Below are 23,868 nucleotides of genomic sequence, written 5' to 3'. Positions count from 1 at the left end.
AATTGATCTGAAGTTCGATAATCCGCACTCTGACAGACTTATATATTCTTATAACATTATCTACTACACAATAAAGTTTAGACCTGACATTTAAGTGATGTAATATGGACAGAGATAAGCTTAGCAAACTTCTTTTAAATACCTCTAGAAATGCGATCTTATCCTGGATGATCCTATCGGGCCTGGTTTTTCTGACCTTCATGGATTTTATGGATGGCAGATATACATGGGGTATCCTTAGTTCATTCGCTATCTGTATAATACTCCTTCCAGCATTGTTCTTTAAGAATTTGTCAATCATGCCACCATGGTATCTTTTAATGTTAGTTGCATTACCAATAGTTGGAAATGCAATAGATTATCAGTTTTTTTCCAGCAGTATACTTCATTATATCTCAGTAGCAACTATTGCACTGCTGTTAGCTGCAGAGATCAACTGGTTCACTTCTGTGAAAATGAATCACAAATTTGCAATTCTTTTCGTTTTCATTACCACTCTTGCAATATCGGGTCTATGGTACCTTATGCAATGGTTACTGGACACAAATATTGGAACAAGTTTCATTCTAGATGGCAGGTCCAAGGAAGCTGTCAACACTGCGGTAATGTATGAGTTCATGTATGCTACAGTTGCAGGTATTGTCGCAGGTCTTATCTTTGGATGGTACTTTAGATCCAGAGGAGGATCTATTCCCAGTATAGTTAGATTTCCCTCAAAGGATGAACGGGACGTTCCCGCATACACATCAGCTAGACCACCTGAACCTATCCGTAAATTGCTTGGTATATCGAAAAAAAAACTAGAGCTTGCAACAAGGGTCATGCAGGCATGTCTGTTGATAATGATGTTCGTTGGGATATATTTGAAGGACACCCATGTAGTACTTAATGCAATTATAGCATTGGGCATTACTTTTGTGCCAATTGTCCTTACCCATAAATACTATATCTCACTCGATCCCAGCCTGGCATTGTGGATCACTCTTGCCGTTTTCTTGCATACGCTAGGTACTGTGTCATTCTATGAAACAGTAGCAAGATGGGACAACCTGACCCATGCACTTTCTGCAAGTGTAATTGCAGCTGCAGGATATGTGGTGATAAGGGCCATTGATATCTACACTGATGAGTTATACATACCTCCCAAATTCATGTTTGTATTCATCCTTCTTTTCATCCTCGCAGCAGGTGTAATATGGGAGATCCTCGAATTCCTTACAGATGAGATGGTAGCTAAGTTTGAGATGGATGCGTTTTTAACACAGCACGGGATTGATGATACGATGCGTGATATGTTCTTTGATCTGCTTGGTGCACTTGTTGTGGCTGCATGGGGTACTGCTTATCTGTCGGATATTTCCTATAGGCTTGCAAGAAGAATAGACACCTTTTCTGCCTCCGGGAATGAAAAATAATTGTAGACCGGACTTCTATCGAGGGCCTATTCTGACATCCTTATATGCTCATGGAGCATTACGTGTACCATGGCAAGCTACAAGGTAATGGTAAAGGATGTCATCAGAAAGGCTGATGTCCTGCTTGAAGTGGTAGATGCCCGTTTTCCGGATGAGACAAGGAACAGCGAGGTGGAAGCTGAAATAGTACGTGCAAAGAAACCTTTTATCATAGTCATGAGCAAATGTGATCTTGTATCTCAGGAAACCCTTGAGAAAAAGAAATCCCTCCTGTCTAAGATTGCTCCTGTTGTATTCATATCCAGCAAAGAGAGGTTCGGCACAACAATGCTAAGGCACAGGATCCTTGAACTCGCCAACATTAAGGACCGGGACATACTTGTCGGAAGCCTTGGATATCCCAATACCGGGAAATCTTCCGTAATCAATGGCGTGGTAGGAAGGCACAGAACCAGCACTTCTTCCATCTCAGGCCACACAAAAGGGGTACAGCTCGTGAATGCTGGTTCCCGGATCAAGTTCATCGATACCCCGGGAGTGATACCTTTTGATGAGCATGACGAATACATTCAGGGGATGCTTGGTATAAAGGACGCTACTCATCTGAAGGATCCCATAGGGGTGGCTTTGAAGATCATAGAGAAAATGTGTGCTGAGAACAGAACTGCCCTGGAAGCCTTCTACAAGGTGACCATCGAGAGCCAGGACTCTTATGATGTGCTCGAACTCATTGGCCGGCAGGCAAACTGCCTTAAAAAGAAAGGAGAGGTAGACGATACACGGGTAGGTATACGCATTGTGAACGACTGGCAGCGGGGATTGCTGCTGGTGTAGAATATGGATCAAATAATTATATATAAATTGATTGTACCATATCCTCAATTTTTCTAATCTACTCTCACTAAAATATATTCCATGACCTCTCACAAGAAAACTTTATCTGCATTAGGTCTCAACGCTTATTTTATCTGCTGTGTAGAGGGGATATAATCAAAAAGGAATTGAAATGGATACTAATAGCTTTCATTGTGCTAGTGATGCTAGGTGTCCTGCTAGGAGAGCCAAAGGAACGCCCGCCCGGATCTGCGGTTCAGCCCCCAAATAATACTACTACTGGCCTTGATGAGAACGCTTTTGTAGATCAAGATGCTTTGCATGAACAAGTATCATCTGACACTCAAATAGACAACCTGACAATCCACTTTATAGATGTTGGGCAGGGTGACTCCATTCTCGTTGAATGTGCCAATGCGACAATGCTTATAGATGCCGGTGGAAGGGATAAGGGTGCGAGTGTTTCAGTATTTCTCAGGGAGCTGAGAATATCCAGCCTTGATTATGTGGTAGCGACCCATCCGCATGAGGACAACATAGGCGGCCTTCTCACAATCCTTAATGAATATCCTGTAGGTAATTTCGTGGACTCGGGCTATCCTCATACAACACAGATATACGAAGAAATGCTTGGTATCATTGAAAATAAAAGCATCTCTTTCCAGGTAGCAGAAAGAGGGAAAGCTCTGGACTTTGCTCCCGGCATACAGGTCCAGGTACTGAACCCGCAGAAACAGCACTCCAAAGAGATCAATGAGAATTCAATAGTTCTCAGGATCATAGATAATAATGTCTCGTTCCTGCTCATGGGAGATGCAGGCCTTGAAACGGAAGACAGCATCATATATGAAGGCTATTATGTGGATTCCGATATCCTCAAGGTGGGTCACCATGCTAGCACTGATGCTTCCGGAGCAAGCTTTATTGAAGAGGTAAGTCCTGGCATAAGTATTATCTCAGTGGGCACAGATAATGACTATGGCTATCCTCATGCTGAGATCCTCGAAAGATTGCAGAACGTATCCACGATTTACAGAACAGATCACCACGGTACCATAACTGTCACAACTGATGGTTTAACCTGGGAAGTGATCACTGAAAGAAACCCTACAGATCAGGACAGCATGAAGGATGGGACTTCTTCACATTTCCCCGTTATTAAAGTGAGGGAATAAATTCTCATAGATGCATACTTCTCCTTTTGCCTGAAGGCATAAAGGAAGGTTATACCATGATCATTGACCCCGTAAAGGATATTCAGGCAAAAGGTGCTTCAGTCAGAAATCCAAGGACCTATTGAGCATAAATGTGATTTTTTAAAGCAGCAGTGCATAAAATATATATCCTGCAAGATGGAACATTTGTGTTGAAGGTGCTGCGAATGAGTGGTGATACTAAAGAATCTGTTCCTTTTTCTCGTGTGAAATTCTTATATGGTCTGTACGATAAGTATTCTGAAAGGAAAAAAAAGCAAAAAAAGTCTTTAACACGAAAATGGATATCCGGTGCAAGACTTGAACCAAATGACATGCTGGGGGATAGGCCTTATTGCAAATATCGTCCACGTGAAGAAGATGAGATCCTGAGAAACCTGTTGCTTGAAGATAAGAGCGTGTTGATCAGGGGAAATGCCCTTGCCGGCAAGACCAGAACTGCCTTTGAAGTACTGAAAAGCATGGGTTCCCTGGTCGATGTGATCATTCCCCTCCCTGAAGATCTTGATTCAGGGGATTATCCGTTTGCAGATAATTATGGGATGAACATTGAAATTGTTATCCTAGACGATCTTGACAGATTTGTTGGAATGAGCAGTTTTGGAAAGATAATGGATATGATCAAGGCTAAACATTTTCTCATCGTTGCAACTTGTCAGAGCGATGAGAAGTTAGAACTTGTGAGTAAAAAGGTTGATATTGGAACTATTTTTGGCAATAATATTATTGACATTGGTCTTATCTCCAAAGATGAAGCTCAGAGAATAGGTGAAAGAGAAGATATCAAGTGGGAATATATAGATTTTGACGGGACCCTTGGTTCTGTTTTCATGAAATTGCATGAAATGAGAAGAAGATATGATGCTCTTATGGAAAGGGAAAAAGAACTATTAAGAATAATAAAGAAGCTGCATATGTGTGGCATATATGAGGGAAATCATCTGTTCCCTTATGCACTGATAGAAACCGTCTATACAAAGGATCACCCTGATGCTGAATTAGAGTGGGAACATGTGCTTGGTCCGCTTAAAGGCAGTGAATTAGTTTCTGTACGTGATCAAAACAAGATCCATTTTGAAGAAGTATATCTGGAAAAGATAGTTAAACTCAATGAAACAGCATCGAAACTCTTGGTCCTCAATGAGATGGTAGACACCTTTTCGCTAAATTACGCTGTCCTTACAGGTATTGGCAACGAAGCTTCCTCGTATTCTCTCGTCAGGGTACAAAAAGCCGAGTTCTTGAAAGCCGCTGTCAAAGCATATGAACAAGCACTGAGATTAAGACCCCCGGAAGAATTTCCCCTCGATCACGCAATGGTCCAGAGTAGTCTGGGATTTGCATATAGGGATATGGCAGCGGTGGAAGAAAGAAAACCAAACCTGGAAAAAGCCATCATAGCACATGAGAACGCGCTCAAAGTGTACACGCTGGACGAATTCCCTATGGACCATGCAATGAACTGGAACAATGTGGGACTTGCATACAGTGACCTGGCAGCAGTTGACGAGAGGAAGAAAAACCTGGAAAAAGCTATAGGAGCCTATGAGGAAGCCATCAAAGCAAGAACCCTCAAAGAATTCTCCCTGCAATATGCAATGGCTTGGAAGAACCTTGGGATGGCATACACTTGCATGGCAGATGTTGAAGATATGAACAATAATCTCGAAAAAGCAGCAAAATCCTATGGTGAAGCACTTGAAACATTTGAAAATCTGAAACTTCCTCATCATGCTGAAATAGTAAAGAATGATCTTGTTGTCATACTAAGAGAATTGCGACAAGAAGACTAAAACAGAGAATATGTACTGAAAGTGAATTATGGGCAGGAATCCCTGATGATATCCATAAATGAGGACAGCCCCTGGCCTGTCCTGACACTTCCTTCTGTAACTTATTCATACGTTAATACGTTAATAACACTTCCTTGTATGGGATCAGCCTATACGGAAACTTCTCATGGAAACTGAACCATACTGGAACCCTTCATGCACAAACTCCAAATGATCATCTTTTTTCTGCAAGGCTAGAGCATAGATCATAGGCAAATAGTGTTCAAGAGTAGGCACTGCAAAATGTGCAGTTCTTCCCATATTCCGGTAATCAATGAGGTCCCTGTGGTTCCCTGAAAGTAGATTGTATTTTACTTTTTCATCAAATTCCACAGCCCAGTCAAAAGGTTTTGCATCGATGTTACGAAAATCGAGCATCCCCAAGTTATGGACTATATTACCACTTCCAATGATCAAAACACCCTTTTTGCGCAATTCTCCAAGTTCTGATGCCAGATCGTAATGATGCTGGATCATTTTGGGATGCCATTCATTAAAGGAGTAATCCAGGCTCATTTCGAAAACAGGGATGTCGGCTTTTGGGTACATGTGCTTTAAGACAGCCCATGAAGCATGATCCAGCCCCCAATCATTACTGCATTTGACCTGCACTTTGCGTACTGTTGCGCACGTAAGCCTTGCGATGTCAGGTGATCCAGGGCTGGAGTACTTTACCCCATACAATTCGCGGGGAAAACCGTAGAAATCATAGATAAGTCTTGGTTTTTCATTGCATGTGACATATGTTCCATTTGTAAGCCAGTGTGCTGAAACTACCAGTATGGCCCTGGGCTTTGGAAGGCTTTTTCCAAGACGCACTAGGCTGTCTGTATAGCTGTTATTTAGAATTATATTCAAAGGCGAGCCATGTCCTATGAACAGTACAGGCATTCTTTCAGTTCCCGGCAGTTCTTCATCGATCTCTCTGTGCATCATATCACCCATTAATAGAGGATCGGATAAATTGATACATATTTTGGTTCCATAGGATAAAACTGGACCTTAAGCGGTATCTGAGGTATAGATTTCCTTAACTCTTCCTACACAGCCGTCTTCTAATTGCACTTTGATTCCATGTGGATGAGTTGAAGAATTGGTTAATATCCTCTTCACAACACCACGTGTTATCCTTCCGGTAGATTGATCTTTTTTCAGAACAATTCCCACATTCAAACCTGTTTTAATATTCCCTCTTATATTGCCTGAGCTCATGACAATAGTAGATCTTCCATCATATAAGCATGTTCTTTCATAAAATTGAATTTTACACCAATCAGATTTATGGCAACAGGATTGCCGGGGAATGAGTTAATAGTAAGTAATTACTGACTTTGTTTTATATGTATATTCATTCCAGATATATATTTAGAAGTCAAGAGTATATTGAGTGCAACATGCTTATATAGTATGTGTGTGTTTCTATAACTAGAGTTCGAGTGTTTGTCGATTTAATAAAAGGATTATATCATTCTTGTGTTCTTCTTTTAGTTTATTGATTTCACAACAAAGAGTTGATCGTAGCATAAAGTAGAGATCTGATCAAGATCAGATCAAACCTGTCATGCGAAAATTCTCGATCTCAGCTTTTGCTGAGGCGAACTACCTAAATAAAGGAAAGTAAAATATATGAGATTCGATAGTAGAGGCGGAAGCGGTAGAAGCGGTGGAAGCGGTGGCTTCAGACCAAGTGGCCCAAGAGAAATGCACAAAGCAACTTGCGCAGACTGTAAACAGGAAACTGAAGTACCTTTCGTCCCATCCGGTGACAGGCCAGTGTACTGCAGAGAATGCTACCAGAAGCATAGACCAGCCAGATATTAGATCTGTACTAACAGATATCTAATTCTATAACTTAATTCAAAGGCAGATATATGAAAATATTTCTGCCATATGATTTTTTCATTGTTTTCTTAAAAATATAAAATTACGTGATGTAATTTTTTAATGAAGTTAATGGAGTACATAAATGACAAGAGAGAACATAATATGTCCAAGTTGTGAAACTCAAATTTTTGCTACGGTACCATTAGGACAGCAGATAATATGCGTCTCATTGAAACAGGGGGATCCTGCTGCTTTCGGAGCAAAATATAAGTCTGCATCCAGATGTACTAACTGCAATAAAAGCTTTACATGTTACACCAATAATAAGCATGAATGCTTAGTAAGTTAATTAAAAAAATTATTTTAATCTGGGTTATATACTTACCTTCTTTTAGTAGTTCTCAATACTATTTTTCTCGTTGGTAAATTGCAGCCTTTTGTAATTAGTGATAATTATCTTTGTCCATATAGCATCAGCCATAAACGGACTCTAGTATATGTGGGGCAAGCTTTTTCTGAGATATCTGATGTCACGCAATATTTTTAAGAAACCTTAGACTTCTGTATCCTATGTTAGAAGGCAAGAAAGGACATCTGGCCATACTTCTTGGGTGTGTTTTCTATGGGACAACAGGCATATTCCTGGCTCATATACATGCAATGGCCATTCCATCTATGATCTTCTATAGATTGTTCTTCGGTGTTCTGTTGATACTTCTGGTTATTCTTATTACCGGAAATCTATCCCAGATCATGCTTCGGAAAAAAAAGAAATTACTGGCACTGCAGGGAATTATCACTGTAGTGAACATGTTATTCTATTTCTATTGTGTCAAAACCACATGTTTTTCGATCGCCATATTGCTTGAATATACATCCCCCATCTATGTCATGATAGCCTCGCCTTTCGTACTGAAAGAAAAGATAGCCAGAGGAAGTATCTATTCAATGGTCATAGCTATTACAGGTATAATACTTGTGATAAGACCAGAAGGTGGATTTTCAGGACTTCAGACAGATCCTGTTTATCTGTCAGGAATCCTCTCAGGCATATTTTCAGGTATCCTTGCGGCTACTCTGATCATGAACATACGGCTCATGAAAGACGAATATCCGGAAATGGGGATAGCGTTCTGGTCAATGGGAATTAGTTGCTTACTTATGACACCTTTTGCATTCAGTACTCCCTGGAACATATTCGTAGAAAATCTCAATGTGCTCGCATCATTTGGAGCCGTATCCATAGGGATAGGGGCCTTCCTTACTATAATAGGGTTCTCTCAGGTTGAAGCACAAACAGGCTCCCTGCTTTCATTGATAGAACCTGTGAGTGGTGTCCTGTTTGATGTTACATTACTGGGCGTTCAACTTGGAATTAACGTATTCATAGGCTGTGTTCTGGTGCTGATCTCTGCGTTTATGGTGAGTGCAAGGGATCCTGTAAGGAAAGACAATTAATTGCCATTCCCATGAAAAAACCGTCACAACGATATTTCAATCGTATTTTTCATCTGGTCCATAGGTTAAAATACTTTAATTTCTAAATAAGTCTAAATATAATATTGAGGTGGGAATATGTCTGACAATGGAAATGTAGTTTCAATAATAGGCCCCCTCCATAAACCGAAAATAATGGGCCTTGCATATAATAGTTTTACTCTCATCGTCACAAAGGATCATAGTGTTTTTGCCAAATTGACATCCGAAATAGTGAAGAAAGTGGTAGAGGATGCAAGACAACAAGCTGAAGATGAAAGGAAAGGCTTTTTAGGGAAATGGGGCAGCCAGATAGCTGGTGGAATGAACTACACTCAAAGGTATGTGAAAATGGCAGCAGATCAGAATGGACAGTCACTATCCAGGCACTTTCACAGAAATTAAAGTTCAAATACGGTAGTAATCCAAAAAATGAACTGAAAAGGGCATATGGTGAACTGGTTAGCTGACAGAGCATCAGGAAATGTTCTTCTTTTTTATGGGCAACAACTCATTTAAGGGTAAAAAATCTGTAAATATATGATTGTGAACATCCGGTTTCAGTATATTCATTTAAGTTCACATCTGAACTCTTTGCCTGATTTGTTAATTAGATAATATGCTCCTGCCAGAGCGATCACCAGTATACCCATCCCTACCAGGAACATTGGAGGAGTGGTTTTCAGATCGATAATCATTACTTTTCTTACAATTGCAGTAATACCTACAAGTATGATCACATCAACGTTCAATGTAGATTCATTGATGATCATCTTTATAGTTTCCAATAATTCAATACCGATAAGGACTAGGAAGAAAAGGCCGAATATATCCAGTACTTCTTTTACGTTAAGGAACATTACCGGGGGGTTGACCAAGTCACTAAGGATTATCCATCCTATTTCCAGAGTGGAGCTGAGAATGACCACAATCATCATCAAAATAATTGCCTTGATGACCAATTTTTGAAAACCGCTGACATATTTCATCATGAAATATTCCCTCTGGCAATTATCTGAGATGATATCTGAAAATTCTAATGAAAACATGCTTTACTTGATTATAAAAGTGTTCATGGGGGAAAATACGAGCTATGTATTGATTCATTCATGAGTTACTGTTTCCAGAATATATCTTTCCCTAAAACCGCCTCTATCTTTGAGCTTTGAAGAGCGAATATCATCAACATTATCAAGGCCAAATCCAAAAATGTCTGAAAGAGCCAAGATCACTTCTAATATATCTGCAAGTTCTTCTTCAGAAGGAGAAGACTTGAACTCATTTGTCTCCTCTACAAGTTTATCCAGCAGCTTTGTAATATATTCTTCCTCGGAAGCCCGGTGATACACAGGTTTTCTGCTACTCTGCCTGATAATGTAAGGGATCTTATCTCTTACGAGCTTTCCATTGCAATCATCTGAATTCATGACCATGTTCATTGACCACACATGCTTTGATATCAAATGACAACTAAATTATATCGATTTAAATTGAACCCTTTTGCGAAGATCTGTTCATCCAGCTAAAAACCATTATAGACAGTATTGAACATATCGCAGCGAACAGCATTGTTTGCCTGAAACCAAAGTATTGCATGATAATTCCTCCTATTATCGATCCTGCAATGTCCGCTGCAGATATGGAGGAATTCAAAATACCTACAGAACTTGCTTTTTCAATGCTTCGCTCTACAACCAGCTGATTTGCACCTACGTATAAGAATGACCACCCAAAGGCTATCAATACCATCCCAGGAACAATGGAATAAAAATCTTGTGCCAGAGAATAGCTTACAAAAGATATCCCGGAAATGATAATTCCCCATTTGATGAGCCATTCGTTGCTGAACTTATCAAGCCTGCGCATAATTATGAATTGTATGGAAGGGTTGATGGCGTATATAACTCCTATCCAGAAATTAGAAGCACCAAGGAAAGCCATGTACAGAGGTAAAATGATCCACACAGCAATTGCACCCATATGCCTCAGGAACATTGACAGATAGACATCAAGGTTCTTTCTGAAAGCAGCCAATGAAAAATAACTCACGGAAATAGAAGGTTTCTGTACATCAGCAAGCCCAAAAGCTGCAAAAAAAGCGATGGTGAAAAAAAGCGATGATAAAATGAAAAGATGCTCTATATTTCCTATGAAACCGGCAACTAGGTACCCCACCATCCAGCCAAGGGAACCAAAAGAGCTGAATTTGCCGATACTTTCTTTTTCATAATACACGCTAACAATAAGGGCAGCCGGATATACTCCTACGCTGAAACCCACCATTGCACGTACCACGGCAAGTGAAGCGGCATTATGAGCGAATATTTGCATGAAGAAAGACACTGCAGACACTGCAAGGCCTGCGAGAATTATAGGTCGCAGACGATTTATATCCGCGGCTTTCCCAAACATGAATGAAGAAAAAAAGGAAGCTGCTGCAAAAAAGGCACTGATGAGGCCAACTTCAAAGTATGAAGCTCCAAGGGATCTCGCAAAAACAGGTATAAAGATACCAGACATCATAAGGGAACAATTTGCCAGAAATTGGATAAGGTTTAATCTCATTGCTCATCATGTCCTAAATATATTTCCAGAATAATGTTAAACTACTTCTATTTATTGGAAGCTCATGATTTTATAATTGTCCGGTAAAAAATAAATGTTCTGAATTCAAAGTGATCTTTAAAATATTCTTCCGTGTATAGAAAATGAAGCCTATTATAGGATCATATGGCATAAATACGGAGTGTGAGAGCATAGTTATGACCTGAACAGCAATGATTATTGAAGATCATGATCTGAAAAAAAGGAGGAAAAAAACTATAGCCTGTTCAACCGGCTTAAGAATTATGACTCAAAATTCACCTTTGGAGTGATCTTTTCCTCTTCTGTGGTCTCTAACAATTCCTTCTTTTCAAAATGGAACATACCTGCAACTATATTGTTCGGTATCTGCTGGATGGAAATATTGTATTTCATAACAGTATCGTTGTAGAACTGCCTGCTATAGGCGATCTTATCTTCGGTCTGTGAGAGTTCCTGCTGCAATTGCTTGAAATTTTCATTGGCCTTAAGTTCAGGATATGCCTCTGCAACAGCAAATAAGGACTTCAATGCATTGGTAAGCATATTAGATGCTTGTGCAGCCTCGCCTACAGTAGATGCCGACATCCATGCAGATCTGGCTTTTGTGACCTCGTCAAACACAGATTTCTCATGCTTTGCGTAGCCTTTTACTGTTTCCACTATATTGGGTATCAGGTCGAATCTGCGCTTAAGCTGGACGTCTACCTGAGCCCATGCATTCTCCACCCTGTTGCGCAGTACTATTAGTTTGTTATAAATGGAAAAGACAAACACTGCAACAAGCAACACTATAACAAGAACTACACCTATTATCCATAATACATCTTGTATCATCTTTTTCCCTCTTTTCTTGACTTACCTCGCACCGCCTCCGCCACCACCAAAACCACCTCCGGAACCGCCTACTCCGCTGCTTCCTCCTGAAGATGACTTTGGGGCGGATACCTGGTAAGCATGGCTGAAATCTGAAGTATAGCCTGTAACATAGACCCTGTTACGGAAGTGGCTTGTCCTGAACTCCTCTTTTGGAATTATTAAAGACATGTTTTTGAGTGCTTCTTCCGCCACACCCAGCGCCATAGCATATACCATATAATGGTCCCAGATCTTCACCGACCCCGGAGCATGGTCCTTCAGAGCAGAGAAGTCTGTGAGATATTTCTTGAAGTTCTTCCAGCGATCTACAAAAAGCTTACCTTCCGGGGTCCATCTGCCCAGAACGGTCCTGTATCTGGCATTGAGGACAAACACAACAGGTGAACTGAATGCAATGATTATAGGCATGAAACCCAATTTTTTAATTATCGGATAAGCAGACGAGTCTCCCAGCCAGGGAATAGCGAAAAGGCTAAGGAGGGATACAAGGAAAAGTATGCCCGCAAAATAGTCCATTTTCGTGGCACCTTTTTCGATGAAGAGCTTTTCAAGATCTATATGAGCCTTCACCTTTTTATTCCACGAATTTATGAAATTATAGAAGGATGTGCCTTTTTTGAGCCTGGAATGAAACTCTTTCCAATGCAACTGGCGTGCATCCGAATGACTTATGATAAGGTCCAGCACATCCTGCTCGAAATCCAGAAGTCCAGAGGAATTTCCTTTTTTCCTTTCCGGGACATTAATATGCAGCACAATGTCCTGTGGGTTGCTGTCATCTATACTCAGATAATCCCGGTGTATAAGATCCATTACTGTAGCAGCAAAACCTTCTATTGTAGGTAGGCCGATTGCACCTTTCATCATGGCATTGACCACAGCCGGGCTGGAATCATATGGCAGTTCACGCTCGTAGATACCCTCGTATGCTATGTCAGGTTCCCTCCCATATTTGAAGTACAGATAGAACGGAGCTATAAGAAGAGATAATGCCAGAAGCACATATACTATGAAAACCACATACAGAGCCTTCTGCTTCAGTGCGTACTGAGATTCTATACGGAATATTTGGAACTTAGCGTTCTGATCATACATGGTCACATATCTTGAGTCCGGTGAAGTGAGCCTTGGAAAGATGGCCCGTATCTCGTACCAGCTATTGGCAGGGATATCAGTTGCCTGCACTGTGATCGTATTATCATTTATGGTCGCGGTTTTGGTATAGTCGTTCGGATGTAGCCAGTAGGTTATCTCAGAGCCCTTGGAGGGAACGATGGTAACGGTTGCTGCAAGGTTATGGACAGGCTTTTCCCATTCATCTCCCCAGAATTTGTAGTGCAGCTCTGAGACATCGTTGTATACTTTGAGGCCGCCATAGTAGTCATAAGAAGTGACAAAGGTGATATTTTCCGGTGTCGGAGACGGGAGCCTGCCTACGAGTTCATAACCTCCGTAAATATCATTCACGTAAAAATCACACGAACTTCCCTCGCAGTAGCCCTGTATATTCTCCATGGAACCTCCAGGTGGAGGGTATACTTGCCTGTATACCTCATAAAATGTGCCATCAAAGTGATATGTGAGGAACTCCTGAACATGAACTATGCCCTCAGGAGATACTGTGACATTTAAAATTGCACTTTCAAGAGAATAATCCCGGGCAGATGCAATTGGCAAAAGTAATAACAAAATAAGGGCTATTGCAGAAACAAAAGCCATAGTTCTTGAACAGCCACTTCTGCCTGTGGAGAACTTATACACGAAACACGCACCCTATTTAAAAAAAGAGGGTGTTGGTATATACACTTATCGTTATGGCAAGGTATTGATAATTGTAAATAACATTCGCCTCCTTTTAATTAAAGTCATCTTTATTTTGGAGAAACAACAGAAAGCTGATTTTACCTTCCGGAAGCTACATTTCTATAATGTTATGTTTTCTCTCTTGTAGACATGTTCGACTCAGAGGAAATTGTTTATAATTAGGTGTCAAACACTGCTGCTAACTAAATTCAATTTTCTCACAAGATCTAAAAAACATAAAGGAGGATTATGAGTTATCTATACCTTGCTGCTGCCATACTGTTCGAGATATGCGGGACCACATGTATGAAACTGTCCGAAGGGTTCACACGAATGTTGCCATCAATATTGATATTTGTGTTCTATGGTATCAGTTTTGTGTCTTTTACCATCGCCCTGAAAAAGATAGATGTAAGTGTTGCCTATGCTATATGGGCTGGTCTTGGCGTGGCAATGATCTCGATTATCGGATACGTGGGTTTTCATGAACCAATGTCCCTTGTAAAAATAATATCTATAGTACTGGTTATAGTAGGAGTTGTAGGATTGCATTTAAGCAGCTATCTACAATGATCACCTTATTTTCATTCCTTGTTAGGCGTGTACTTTCTTTGTAAGTCCGTCGTATATGAAATGGATGATGTATACTCCTGCCATCACCAGGATGATGGTCGCACCCGATGGGATATCCAGAAGGTAGGACAGGGAAAGGCCTGTAATGCTGAAAAATGCTCCAAAGAACATGGATAGGTACATCATGTTACGCAGGTTATGCGTATAATGTGCACTCAGTGAAGCAGGCATTGTAAGCAGGGCGATGATAAGGATTATGCCAACTACTTTTATGAGTAACACAATAGTGAGGGCTATGAGGCATAAAAGGAGTAGATACATGCGTTCTACGGGAACTCCTATAACAGATGCAAATTCCTCATCGAAGCACATTGCCATGAACTCTTTATAGAACACATATACGATCACCACTATGAGGGCGTCCAGAGCAAGCATTACATATAGGTCAGATGTTGAAACCGTGAGAATATTACCGAAAAGATAGGTCATCAGGTCAGGTGCATAGCCTGGTGTCAGGTTGATAAAAACGATCCCTATGGCCATGCCCAGCGACCAGAGTATACCAGTAGCAGTATCTTCGGACATCTTTGCACGTTTGCTCACAAGCCCCATTGCCAGGGCGGAAAAGAGGCTGAAGGGTATGAGGCCATAAAGGGGATTAATGCCAAGGAAATATCCAAGGCCAACGCCACCAAAAGAAGCATGGGAGATTCCTCCGCTAATGGACACGATCTTCTTGACAACAACATAGACGCCTATTATTCCACAGGCTATGCTTACAAGGATCGCAGTGAACAGGGCATTTCTCATAAAATCATACTGAAGGATCTCTATCATGTTTTTACTACCTCAATGTAGTTTAAGCACTCTGTGTGGCATCCCGTGTGCAATCATTTCCACCGGGCATACATAGGAGGCTTCAAGATCCTCCGGACTTAGTTCCTTGGAATTGTGATAGTGTAAATTTCTATTAAGACATGCTACCTTGTCCACGTAGACAGAAATAGCGCTGATATCATGAGAGACCATGATAATAGCTATGTGTTGTTTAAGTTCCTGTAACAGTTCGTAGAACTCTTTCTGCATGACAAAGTCTACTCCTGTTGCTGGTTCATCAAGTATCAGGAGTTTTGGGTCGGTTACAAGTGACCTGGCTATAAACACCCTCTGACGCTGTCCGCCGGAAAGCTCACTGATCTGCCGGTCCTTGTATTCCAACATCTTGACCTTCTTCAGAGCTTCCTGTGCAGCATCATGGTCCTTTTTACCGTATCTCCTTAAAGGTCCGACCGTGTTCATGCGTCCCATAAGGACTACTTCCAAGACACTGATAGGGAAATTTAGATTGAAGGAGGCATATTGGGGTACATACCCCACATGTTTGCGCGTCTTTACGGGATTGTCGCCCAGAAGCTTCACAATCCCTTTGTCAGGGGTTATGAGGCCCAGGATTACTTTAAGAAGTGTACTTTTCCCTCCTCCGTTTGGGCCAATGATTCCCAGGAAATCCTTATCCTGTACTGTAAGGTCAACTGCCTCCAGTACTGTGACGTCACCATAACTCACCCATATGTCCTGAAGCTCTACGACCTCTGTCATTTATGCCAGTCCTTTTGCAAATGCATTAGAAACCCTACCCAAGTTATCTATATAATCCTTTGCAAGTGGGTCTATCTCCACCACTTCTCCGCCTATCTGCTTGGCAATGGTCTGGGCGCTTGATGTGCTGAAACCTTTTTGTACGAAGATGACCTTTATTCCTTTTTCTTTAGCAGTGTCGATCAGCTTTTGCATATCCTGTGCGCTTGGCTCCTTGCCTTCTATTTCTATGGAGATCTCATGTAACCCGTAATCATCTGCAAGATATCCCCACGCAGGATGATACACAATGAAACTGCTTCCTTCTTTTCCGGCAAGTGCAGCTTTCAGTTTGGCATCTGCTTCATCCAGTTTGGTGATGTAAACATCATAGTTCTGTTTGTATGTTTCTTCATTCTCAGGGTCAACGGCCACAAGTCCGTCATATATGTTCTTGACAATTATCTTTGCTTTCTGAGGTGAAGTCCAGACATGCGGATCAAGACCTGTATGTTCACGTTCCTCTTCTTCCATTTGCTCTTCTGAAGTGTTGGCTTCTTCTTCAGCATGTTCTTCTATGCTCCTGAACTGGATACCTTCAGATGAGTTCACTACATACATATCAGGGTTAACAGACAGGAGGTCATCCATCCAGACAAGTTCAAAATCCAGGTTCGATCCTACCTTTACATAGATCTGTGCTTTGCTGAGATCCTTCAGTTGATTTGGAGTGGGTTCGTATGTATGCACGCTTGCTCCGGAAGGGATCATTACCACGGTGCGAACTTTATCTCCTCCTATCTGTTCCACAAATTCTGCCTGTGGAAGAACGCTTACGGCAACTACCAGTTCATCAGCCGAAGTTTCTGTATTCTTATTCTGTGCTTTCTCAGTACAACCGCTAAAAAGCAATATAGCACAGATCGCACAGATAACTAATGGTTTTATTAGTTTGTTCATATTCCACCTTTCATTGAACTCTCATTTTTATTCCATATATCCAAAAAGTTTGGTCTCATACCAAACATCTATAATTAAAGTACCGTTCTAATCAGGCAATATCCCCTATTCTGCATGATCCATGAGGGATTTTCCCACAGGCGCTTACAGCAGGATGACCCATTGAAGCACATATCTTCTCTACAGCATCTCTTGAAACATACGCTTCGAACCTGGACACCTCATGGCAGGATTCTTCGGCAGAGAGGCCATAATGTGTCAAAAGCAAGCTTAAAATGTTATGTCGGTGGATAAGGAACTGGGCATATTCTTTACCCCTTTCTGTCAGCCGTACTCCTCTGTAGGGTACATGGTCCACATATCCCTGAGAGGCAAGATCTGCAAGGGTCTTTGTTGTAGTGGATGGGTCCACTTTGAGTTCGGATGATATGTCAGTCGTACGCACAGTTTCTTCTTTTTTGAGAAGGAACTTCAGGTAATCAACTTTTCGCGGGGATACTTCCAGTCCGGTAAACACTTCCATGAATTCTTGTAGCAAATAGGATTTATTTAAGTTTTTTGATATTGTATCAAATTCCAAATTGTTATTTGGATTGTTATTCAAATAAGTGCTATAGATATGAGGGACTTTAAGGTCATATATATTTATAAGTCATTTATTTCTAGATAAACAAAATAACCAATATACAAAATGGGAGTGAATTAAATGATAATACAGCAGTTTTTTACCAAAAAGATAGCACATAGTTCCTATTTTTTGGGCGGGGACAAGGAATGCGCTATAATAGATCCTCGCCGCGATCCTGAAATATATATTGAAGTTGCAAGAGAGATGGGAACCAGGATCAAGTATATACTTGAAACTCACCTGCATGCAGATTTCATATCCGGGCACATGGATCTGGCAGAGAAGACCGGAGCCGCTATATGTGGCCCCAGGTCTGCTAATTTCGATTTTGATCATGTACCTCTCCTAGAAGGCAATTCTTTTGAGATGGAAGATATGACCATAAAGGTGCTTGAAACCCCAGGACACACTCCTGAACACATTTCCTATGTGGTGACTGACAGGTCCCGGGGAGAAGATCCGGTGGCATTGTTCTGTGGAGATACTCTTTTTGTAGGGGATGTGGGCCGTCCTGATCTATTTCCAGGAAGAGCGGAGGAACTTGCTTCCAAACTTTATGACAGTCTCCATGAGAAAATTATGAGATTACCCGATACCTGTGAAGTGTATCCTGCCCACGGTGCAGGTTCTCTCTGTGGCAGGGCAATGGCTGCAAAGAGAACAAGCACTATAGGGTACGAAAAGAAATTCAACTATGCACTGAAGATAAATGATCGTAGGAAATTCATAGACTCTCTGACACATGGTATGCCCGATGCACCTGATCATTTCAGCAGGTGTACCGATATCAATCGACAAGGTCCTGTAAAGGTTATTGATTTGCCCTCTCTGGAAGAGCTTGAGCCCCCTGCGTTTTCCTCTCTGACAGCCGATAACAATGTTCTGGTGCTGGATGTACGCAACTTTGAAGCATTTGGAGGACAACACGTTCCAGGAGCGTACAGCATTGATATGAATGGTAATTTTCCAACCTTTGCAGGATGGTTGCTTCCTCCGGATAAAGACATACTCCTGGTCTGCGAAGGATATGGACAGGCCGTTGAGGCTTCCAGACAGTTGCACAGGGTGGGACTTGACAGAGTTTATGGGTATTTGGCCGGTGGTATGTATGCATGGGTCACTGCCGGTTATCCTACAGCGCATGTACCACAGCTATCTTCCCATGAATTGAATCAGCGGGTGAACCAAGGCAGGAGAGCTGTCCTTGTGGATGTTCGGGCATTAAGTGAATACAAAACTTCCCATATTCAGAATGCTCTCAATATTCCTGTAGCTGAGTTGAGGGAGAGGTATGTGGAACTTGATCCTGCAGAAGAAACAGTTCTTATATGCGGAAGCGGGCAACGATCAAGCATGGCTGCCAGTATTCTGAAACAAAAAGGTTTTGATCAGGTTTTCAACGTAGCAGGTGGAATGCGAGGTTATGCAGCTGCTGGTTTTGGCCCGGAATGCCCACTCTGTACACTGCCATGGGCATCTTTTGCAGGGAGGTCGGATAGAATAAGGAATAATAACTAATACCTCAGCAGGCATTCTTTTTTTCAATATGCTGTGCTTTAGATGCAGAGTATTCTCTGAAAATACAGATAGTTTTATCTACAGATAAGTAAGTATCAATTATGACAATTCACTATGGGTGGTCGCATGCAAAAAAGAAGAATATCGTATATGATCATATCGTTGATTCTTATGTTCTCTTTCTCGATCGTTGCATTTGCAGATGAGAGAAACCCGGGAACTGACAGTCGTGCCTATGCTAACATTGTTGTTGAAAAGGAATTAGGGGGGACGGCCAATATCAACAATCTTGATAGTTATATTATAGGCGTCGTAGATCTGAAAAAGATCGAACCAATGTCATTGGGCGGCGGATATGTGGTAGTTGATATGGGTGCGAATGAGGTAATCCTTGATGAAGAAGGGGATGACCTGAGAGTATATGAGACCGACCAGATTTTCTATGGTATGGACACCCCTGAAGCATATGAAGTTTTTGTCAGCCAGGATATGGATGCGTGGGAATCCCTGGGTGAGGGAATAGGAACTGCTGAGTTCGATCTTGGTGATTCAGATCTCGATTGGGCAAGATATGTGAAGATCGAAGATAGGGAAACAAGTATTTCTGGCAGGTCCCCTGGTTCAGATATCGATGCAATTGAAGCCCTTAATTTCGGAGAACAACCTAAGGGTGCTGTATCTGTACCTTCGACCCCAGGATTTGTAGTGTTTTCAGCTATTTTCGCATTCATTGCACTTCTGTTCGTAGAAAAGAGGAAATAAGAAAAATCCTCTTTCTTTCTTTCTTTCTTTTTTATTTATGTTTCAGGCATTTTATGGCCCGTATGAGAAACCGCCAGGACAAAGAACTGCTTTTATCAGGCTAAAAAAATCTACTGCCCTGTCTATTGAAAGCGCTAATAGTATCAGGATAAGAAGTGCAATAAGGACCTCTGCATAATCCAGAGTCGCATTTGCCAGTGGGTGAGATCCACCAGCTTTTTTGTTAAGGATGCTGGACATATCTATCCCCTGCTATACTTAATCTTATCTCGCTTCTCCAATAAAAGCACTTTGATAATTATAATGAATGTTTGTTATATTGTCAAGGGACATCATAACAAAAATAATCCACATGTAAACGGCCGTTAAGCCTGCAAATATCTCTTTATAAACAAAAGAGAAGGTTATTTTAGTTATGATGGGTTGAATCAAATAAGTATAGTGCAAAATTATTTTTGCATACAGTCTCTTAAATCTTCCGCAGCTTACTCTGTTTATTTTTGCCATTGTGAAGCATCGGAACACTGCGAAATGTGCAGCTATTGGAGTAGAAAGTAAAACTTTCTACTCTCGGATGAATTATTTCTCCCAGATAGCGATGATCTTGTCAATAGCTATGTGAGTGTACTTGTCCTCTTTCCTGAGAGTAAGGACTCCATCAGCACAGGCTTCAACTATTCCCTGGAAGGTATCTGGTCCACCACAATATACATCTACATTTTTTTGCAGATAGTGTTCAACAATGAATGATTGCATATCTTTTCTTCCTCCTCTTTTTAGTGAATAGGTATATGAAAAGTTTCTCCTATTCTTATTAAAAGAAAGGTGATAATGCAATAAAAAGGTGATGAATGGTTGTTTTTTCTTTAAACATGTTCTATTAATGTATTACATCGTGGCATCTTTTATGTTACCTTAACTGATGGTATACTACCCCTATGCCTGTAGTAGTAATCCATATGTTATTAGCCATTTCAAATAGAATGTTATAACTTAAATTTAATTGATTTAAAATATTTGTGTACAAATGCAGAGTGTATTTTTTCAAATAATAAGCTACAATAAAAGGTGCAAATAATGTTTGGTAACACAGTAATATTTATATCTAATAAAAGCTTAATACAATCTAAGTTGTGTTACCATCCATCCAGAATTACCTCCTCCAACAAAAACGTAAAAAATCAATATTTTTTCTGAATACCCATAAAAATTATACTTTGCTCGGATGGATAGTAACCAACAATGTGCAGGGCAGAACATAAGAATACTAAGCTGACAACTGATGACTTAACGCACATAGGAAAGCTTTAAGGTAAACTTGGTCTCTCATTACAATACTTTTTAGCAATTACTTTTTAGATGCCTTTCATTGTGCATCTAGTTTAAAAATTCCACCTCTCATCTTTTATTCTTTCAACGTATCGCATGTCATTATCTTACGCCACATGTCCCTAACTGCTCCGGAAAATATGCTATCATCATATTCTATAACTGTTTGGCTTTCAAGCATTGCTTTAATGGGGATGTCACTCAGAGGGAGCTTGCCTACTACATCAATACCTTTAATTTTACAGAATTCTTCTATATTTGCTGTTTTTTCTTCATTGATGTTGTATTTGTTGATACAGACAACTGCCTTTATCCCAAAATGAGCAGTGACCTCAAGTACCCTCTCAAGGTCATGTATCCCTGATACACTTGGTTCTGTAACTATGAATACAAGGTCCACGCCAGATATGGAAGCAATTACAGAGCATCCTGTTCCCGGAGGTCCGTCTATAATAATTATATCAATGTCATTCTCTGCAGCCATTTCACTGGAGATCTTTCTAACCATCGAGACCAGTTTTCCGCCGGTCTCTTCTCCTATTCCTAACCTCGCATGAATTAAAGGACCAAATCTTGTTACAGATCTGAATATTTCTCCAGCTTTATGTTCCTTCATTGTTATGGCATTTTCAGGACAGATAAGCGAGCATACGCCACATCCTTCGCAGATATGTGCATCGATCACCAATTCTTTTGAGATAGCACCAAACCTGCATCTTTCCACACATAAGCCACAGGCAGAACATTTGTCCTCGTTGATTGAAGCTACTTCCATGCCATAGAAATCCATTTTACTGGTCGATTCTGGATCCAGTATCAGATGAATATCCGCAGCATCCACGTCACAATCTGCTATCAGGACTTTGTTCGCGAGGGAAGCAAAAGCCGCTGTAAGAGTGGTCTTGCCGGTACCACCTTTGCCACTGATAACAGTGATCTTTTGTGGCATTTCAACACCTTCCTATCAGCGCTTGGAGTTGTCTGAACATATAAAGGAACTTTTCTTTCCAGTGTGGCATTTGCAGCACGAAAGGAATACCCTTAGAGTACAGTTCAGCTATTTTCATTTCATTTGGTATCTTCATAAGCACCGGAATGTTGTTCTCAGAACAATATCTTTCCACTCTTTCATCGCCTATGTCACATCTGTTGATCACCACTCCATATGGGATACACATTTCTTTTACCAGTTCCACTGCGAGTGACAGGTCATGTAATCCAAAAGGTGTGGGCTCAGCGACAAGCACACAGTAATCTGCCCCGGTTATGGCAGAAATGACCGGGCATGCAGTACCTGGCGGAGAGTCTATGATCACGGTCCTTGTATCATCAATATGTGTTTTAAGTGCATGGATTATAGGAGAGGCCATAGGCTCGCCGATATTCAATAGACCTTGATATAGCTCTGTGCCGCAATTTTTTGAAACGGACCTTTCAATGGTCCCGATGGATCTTGCTTCCTCATATATAGCACCCTGTGGGCATATAATGGAACATGCTCCACAGCCATGGCATAATTTGGGAAAGAACATGAGGTTTTTAGGCAGTTTAACAAGTGCGTTGAAACGGCAGACATCTACACATTTCATACACAGATCACACTTTTCTTTTGAAATAAAAGGTACCTGGATCTCCACATCTCCTACTTTTTCAAGTTTATGGTCCAGGAACAGATTGCAGTTCGGCTCTTCTACATCACAGTCGAGGAGCTGAACATTTCCAAGGGATAATGCAAGGTTAAGGGACACTGTGGTCTTACCAGTACCTCCTTTGCCACTTGCTACTGCTATTCTCATGAAGCCTCTGTTACTTTTTATGTTGTTGTCATTCTGCAGAGGATGTGAACTTTAGTGGTGCTGATGACCGTGATCATGACTGTGATGATTGTGATGATCATGGCTATGATTGTGGTCGTCGTGTTCATGAGAAGTGCATGCGTTGTCCATGGTTGCCTTTTGTAATTTTCCTGTTTCCCATGCTTTCAGAGCATCCCAGATAGTGCCCTGCGCTCCCACATATACTTCTATTCCATATTGCTCAAACATTGCAACAGCTTTTGTCCCAAGACCTCCGCAAAGCATAACACTGACTCCATTTTGGGACATCAGTTCAGGAGGCAGGCCTACTCCGCCATTGTGCTCACTTGTATTGGGTATTACTGAAACTTCGCTGGTTTCTGTATCGTACATAATATAGTTCAAAACTTTTCCAAAATGCTGTCCGACCTGGTCTTCCAGGCCAGTTTCACCCATAGATGGTACACATATCTTCATATTTTCACCTTTTAAATATCATTTGTTTCAAGAAATTTTTGTACAGCTTCCGTAGCTTTCATTTCGGGATACTTCACTATCCTTATGCCTGCAGTTTCCATTACTGATACGGCATTTGGGCCAGGGTTCCCGCAGATCAGCATGTCTGCTCCCTGGTCTGCAATATACTGTGCAGCCTGCACGCCAGCACCCTGGGATTCAGCAGCATAGGGATTCTTCACAAATTCATGCTGTATGGTGTCCGTATCTAAGAACATAAAATATGCACATCTTCCAAAATGTGGGTCAGTTTTCGCTTCAGGACCATTGTCCTTCGTAGTAACGCATATCTTCATTTTGCTCATGGCCCGTTTATATTACGTATTTTTAAGTCTATTCTTTATTGTT

27 protein-coding genes are annotated in these 23,868 nt (G+C 41.0%); 10 read left to right on the top strand and 17 right to left on the bottom strand.

Annotation, left to right across the window (positions count from 1 at the left end):
- Window positions 1–104: 104 nt before the first annotated feature.
- From METHO_RS10320 to METHO_RS10305, 4 genes are all read left to right on the top strand, one after another.
- Window positions 105–1,415, top strand: coding sequence for a hypothetical protein (locus METHO_RS10320; protein WP_015325482.1), 1,311 nt, complete (start codon window positions 105–107; stop codon window positions 1,413–1,415).
- Between the two features lie 69 nt (window positions 1,416–1,484).
- On the top strand, window positions 1,485–2,249 hold the full coding sequence (locus METHO_RS10315; RefSeq protein ID WP_015325481.1) for a GTPase: 765 nt from the start codon (window positions 1,485–1,487) through the stop codon (window positions 2,247–2,249).
- 167 nt (window positions 2,250–2,416) lie between these two features.
- Window positions 2,417–3,424 carry a ComEC/Rec2 family competence protein gene (locus tag METHO_RS10310; protein WP_052309360.1) on the top strand — a complete coding sequence of 336 codons (1,008 nt, stop codon included), beginning with the start codon at window positions 2,417–2,419 and terminating at the stop codon, window positions 3,422–3,424.
- Between the two features lie 206 nt (window positions 3,425–3,630).
- The gene (locus tag METHO_RS10305; RefSeq protein ID WP_015325479.1) at window positions 3,631–5,256 is read left to right on the top strand and encodes a tetratricopeptide repeat protein; all 1,626 of its coding nucleotides are present in this window, start codon (window positions 3,631–3,633) and stop codon (window positions 5,254–5,256) included.
- 144 nt (window positions 5,257–5,400) lie between these two features.
- On the opposite strand, the gene ygiD is transcribed toward METHO_RS10305, so the two are convergent.
- Both ygiD and METHO_RS10295 read right to left on the bottom strand, forming a co-directional pair.
- On the bottom strand, window positions 5,401–6,240 hold the full coding sequence (gene ygiD / locus METHO_RS10300) for a 4,5-DOPA-extradiol-dioxygenase (protein WP_015325478.1): 840 nt from the start codon (window positions 6,238–6,240) through the stop codon (window positions 5,401–5,403).
- A gap of 57 nt (window positions 6,241–6,297) precedes the next feature.
- The gene (locus METHO_RS10295; protein WP_015325477.1) at window positions 6,298–6,507 is read right to left on the bottom strand and encodes a YwbE family protein; all 210 of its coding nucleotides are present in this window, start codon (window positions 6,505–6,507) and stop codon (window positions 6,298–6,300) included.
- 414 nt (window positions 6,508–6,921) lie between these two features.
- On the opposite strand from METHO_RS10295, the gene METHO_RS13385 reads away from it, so the two are divergent.
- The 3 genes from METHO_RS13385 (at window position 6,922) to METHO_RS10285 (ending at window position 9,000) form a co-directional block, all read left to right on the top strand.
- The gene (locus METHO_RS13385; protein WP_083885766.1) at window positions 6,922–7,116 is read left to right on the top strand and encodes a CxxC-x17-CxxC domain-containing protein; all 195 of its coding nucleotides are present in this window, start codon (window positions 6,922–6,924) and stop codon (window positions 7,114–7,116) included.
- Between the two features lie 573 nt (window positions 7,117–7,689).
- Window positions 7,690–8,577, top strand: coding sequence for a DMT family transporter (locus METHO_RS10290; RefSeq protein ID WP_015325475.1), 888 nt, complete (start codon window positions 7,690–7,692; stop codon window positions 8,575–8,577).
- 117 nt (window positions 8,578–8,694) lie between these two features.
- On the top strand, window positions 8,695–9,000 hold the full coding sequence (locus METHO_RS10285; protein ID WP_015325474.1) for a hypothetical protein: 306 nt from the start codon (window positions 8,695–8,697) through the stop codon (window positions 8,998–9,000).
- 164 nt (window positions 9,001–9,164) lie between these two features.
- On the opposite strand, the gene METHO_RS10280 is transcribed toward METHO_RS10285, so the two are convergent.
- The 5 genes from METHO_RS10280 to METHO_RS10260 all read right to left on the bottom strand — a co-directional run bounded on the left by METHO_RS10280 (window position 9,165) and on the right by METHO_RS10260 (window position 13,818).
- Window positions 9,165–9,587: a phosphate-starvation-inducible PsiE family protein gene (locus METHO_RS10280; protein WP_015325473.1), complete on the bottom strand. Its 423-nt coding sequence runs from the start codon at window positions 9,585–9,587 to the stop codon at window positions 9,165–9,167.
- A 111-nt stretch (window positions 9,588–9,698) separates the two neighbouring features.
- The gene (locus METHO_RS10275; RefSeq protein WP_048831153.1) at window positions 9,699–10,028 is read right to left on the bottom strand and encodes a nucleoside triphosphate pyrophosphohydrolase; all 330 of its coding nucleotides are present in this window, start codon (window positions 10,026–10,028) and stop codon (window positions 9,699–9,701) included.
- 52 nt (window positions 10,029–10,080) lie between these two features.
- Complete coding sequence (locus tag METHO_RS10270) at window positions 10,081–11,115, bottom strand: MFS transporter (RefSeq protein WP_245546389.1); 1,035 nt, start codon at window positions 11,113–11,115, stop codon at window positions 10,081–10,083.
- 327 nt (window positions 11,116–11,442) lie between these two features.
- Entirely contained in the window at window positions 11,443–12,015 is a 573-nt protein-coding gene (locus METHO_RS10265) for a LemA family protein (RefSeq protein WP_015325470.1), read from the bottom strand.
- Window positions 12,016–12,036: 21 nt separating this feature from the next.
- A complete protein-coding gene (locus METHO_RS10260) occupies window positions 12,037–13,818 on the bottom strand; it encodes a DUF2207 domain-containing protein (RefSeq protein WP_156811118.1) in 1,782 nt (593 codons plus the stop codon).
- Between the two features lie 291 nt (window positions 13,819–14,109).
- Here METHO_RS10260 and METHO_RS10255 point away from each other — a divergent pair, with 291 nt between their 5' ends.
- The gene (locus tag METHO_RS10255; protein ID WP_015325468.1) at window positions 14,110–14,433 is read left to right on the top strand and encodes a DMT family transporter; all 324 of its coding nucleotides are present in this window, start codon (window positions 14,110–14,112) and stop codon (window positions 14,431–14,433) included.
- A 21-nt stretch (window positions 14,434–14,454) separates the two neighbouring features.
- Here the strand turns inward: METHO_RS10255 and METHO_RS10250 are convergent, their stop codons facing one another.
- The 4 genes from METHO_RS10250 to METHO_RS10235 form a co-directional block, all read right to left on the bottom strand.
- On the bottom strand, window positions 14,455–15,270 hold the full coding sequence (locus METHO_RS10250) for a metal ABC transporter permease (protein ID WP_015325467.1): 816 nt from the start codon (window positions 15,268–15,270) through the stop codon (window positions 14,455–14,457).
- A gap of 12 nt (window positions 15,271–15,282) precedes the next feature.
- Window positions 15,283–16,032 carry a metal ABC transporter ATP-binding protein gene (locus METHO_RS10245; RefSeq protein ID WP_015325466.1) on the bottom strand — a complete coding sequence of 250 codons (750 nt, stop codon included), beginning with the start codon at window positions 16,030–16,032 and terminating at the stop codon, window positions 15,283–15,285.
- A complete protein-coding gene (locus METHO_RS10240) occupies window positions 16,033–16,971 on the bottom strand; it encodes a metal ABC transporter solute-binding protein, Zn/Mn family (protein WP_015325465.1) in 939 nt (312 codons plus the stop codon). It lies immediately after the preceding gene.
- Window positions 16,972–17,062: 91 nt separating this feature from the next.
- Complete coding sequence (locus tag METHO_RS10235) at window positions 17,063–17,494, bottom strand: metal-dependent transcriptional regulator (protein ID WP_015325464.1); 432 nt, start codon at window positions 17,492–17,494, stop codon at window positions 17,063–17,065.
- A gap of 183 nt (window positions 17,495–17,677) precedes the next feature.
- Between METHO_RS10235 and METHO_RS10230 the strand changes: the two genes are divergently transcribed.
- On the top strand, window positions 17,678–19,117 hold the full coding sequence (locus METHO_RS10230; protein WP_015325463.1) for an MBL fold metallo-hydrolase: 1,440 nt from the start codon (window positions 17,678–17,680) through the stop codon (window positions 19,115–19,117).
- Window positions 19,118–19,243: 126 nt separating this feature from the next.
- Entirely contained in the window at window positions 19,244–19,879 is a 636-nt protein-coding gene (locus METHO_RS10225) for a hypothetical protein (protein ID WP_015325462.1), read from the top strand.
- Between the two features lie 51 nt (window positions 19,880–19,930).
- On the opposite strand, the gene METHO_RS10220 is transcribed toward METHO_RS10225, so the two are convergent.
- The 6 genes from METHO_RS10220 to METHO_RS10195 all read right to left on the bottom strand — a co-directional run bounded on the left by METHO_RS10220 (window position 19,931) and on the right by METHO_RS10195 (window position 23,825).
- Window positions 19,931–20,119: a hypothetical protein gene (locus METHO_RS10220; RefSeq protein WP_015325461.1), complete on the bottom strand. Its 189-nt coding sequence runs from the start codon at window positions 20,117–20,119 to the stop codon at window positions 19,931–19,933.
- 339 nt (window positions 20,120–20,458) lie between these two features.
- Window positions 20,459–20,635 carry an MM0924 family protein gene (locus METHO_RS13910; protein ID WP_015325460.1) on the bottom strand — a complete coding sequence of 59 codons (177 nt, stop codon included), beginning with the start codon at window positions 20,633–20,635 and terminating at the stop codon, window positions 20,459–20,461.
- Window positions 20,636–21,284: 649 nt separating this feature from the next.
- Entirely contained in the window at window positions 21,285–22,157 is an 873-nt protein-coding gene (locus METHO_RS10210) for an ATP-binding protein (protein WP_015325459.1), read from the bottom strand.
- Between the two features lies 1 nt (window position 22,158).
- The gene (locus METHO_RS10205) at window positions 22,159–23,004 is read right to left on the bottom strand and encodes an ATP-binding protein (protein ID WP_015325458.1); all 846 of its coding nucleotides are present in this window, start codon (window positions 23,002–23,004) and stop codon (window positions 22,159–22,161) included.
- Between the two features lie 51 nt (window positions 23,005–23,055).
- Window positions 23,056–23,481, bottom strand: coding sequence for a NifB/NifX family molybdenum-iron cluster-binding protein (locus METHO_RS10200; RefSeq protein ID WP_015325457.1), 426 nt, complete (start codon window positions 23,479–23,481; stop codon window positions 23,056–23,058).
- Between the two features lie 11 nt (window positions 23,482–23,492).
- Entirely contained in the window at window positions 23,493–23,825 is a 333-nt protein-coding gene (locus tag METHO_RS10195) for a NifB/NifX family molybdenum-iron cluster-binding protein (protein ID WP_015325456.1), read from the bottom strand.
- Window positions 23,826–23,868 lie beyond the last annotated feature (43 nt).

This window comes from Methanomethylovorans hollandica DSM 15978, from assembly GCF_000328665.1.
In the GTDB taxonomy this organism is placed as follows: Archaea; Halobacteriota; Methanosarcinia; order Methanosarcinales; family Methanosarcinaceae; genus Methanomethylovorans; species Methanomethylovorans hollandica.
This window is presented reverse-complemented; position numbering and strand designations above follow the sequence as displayed.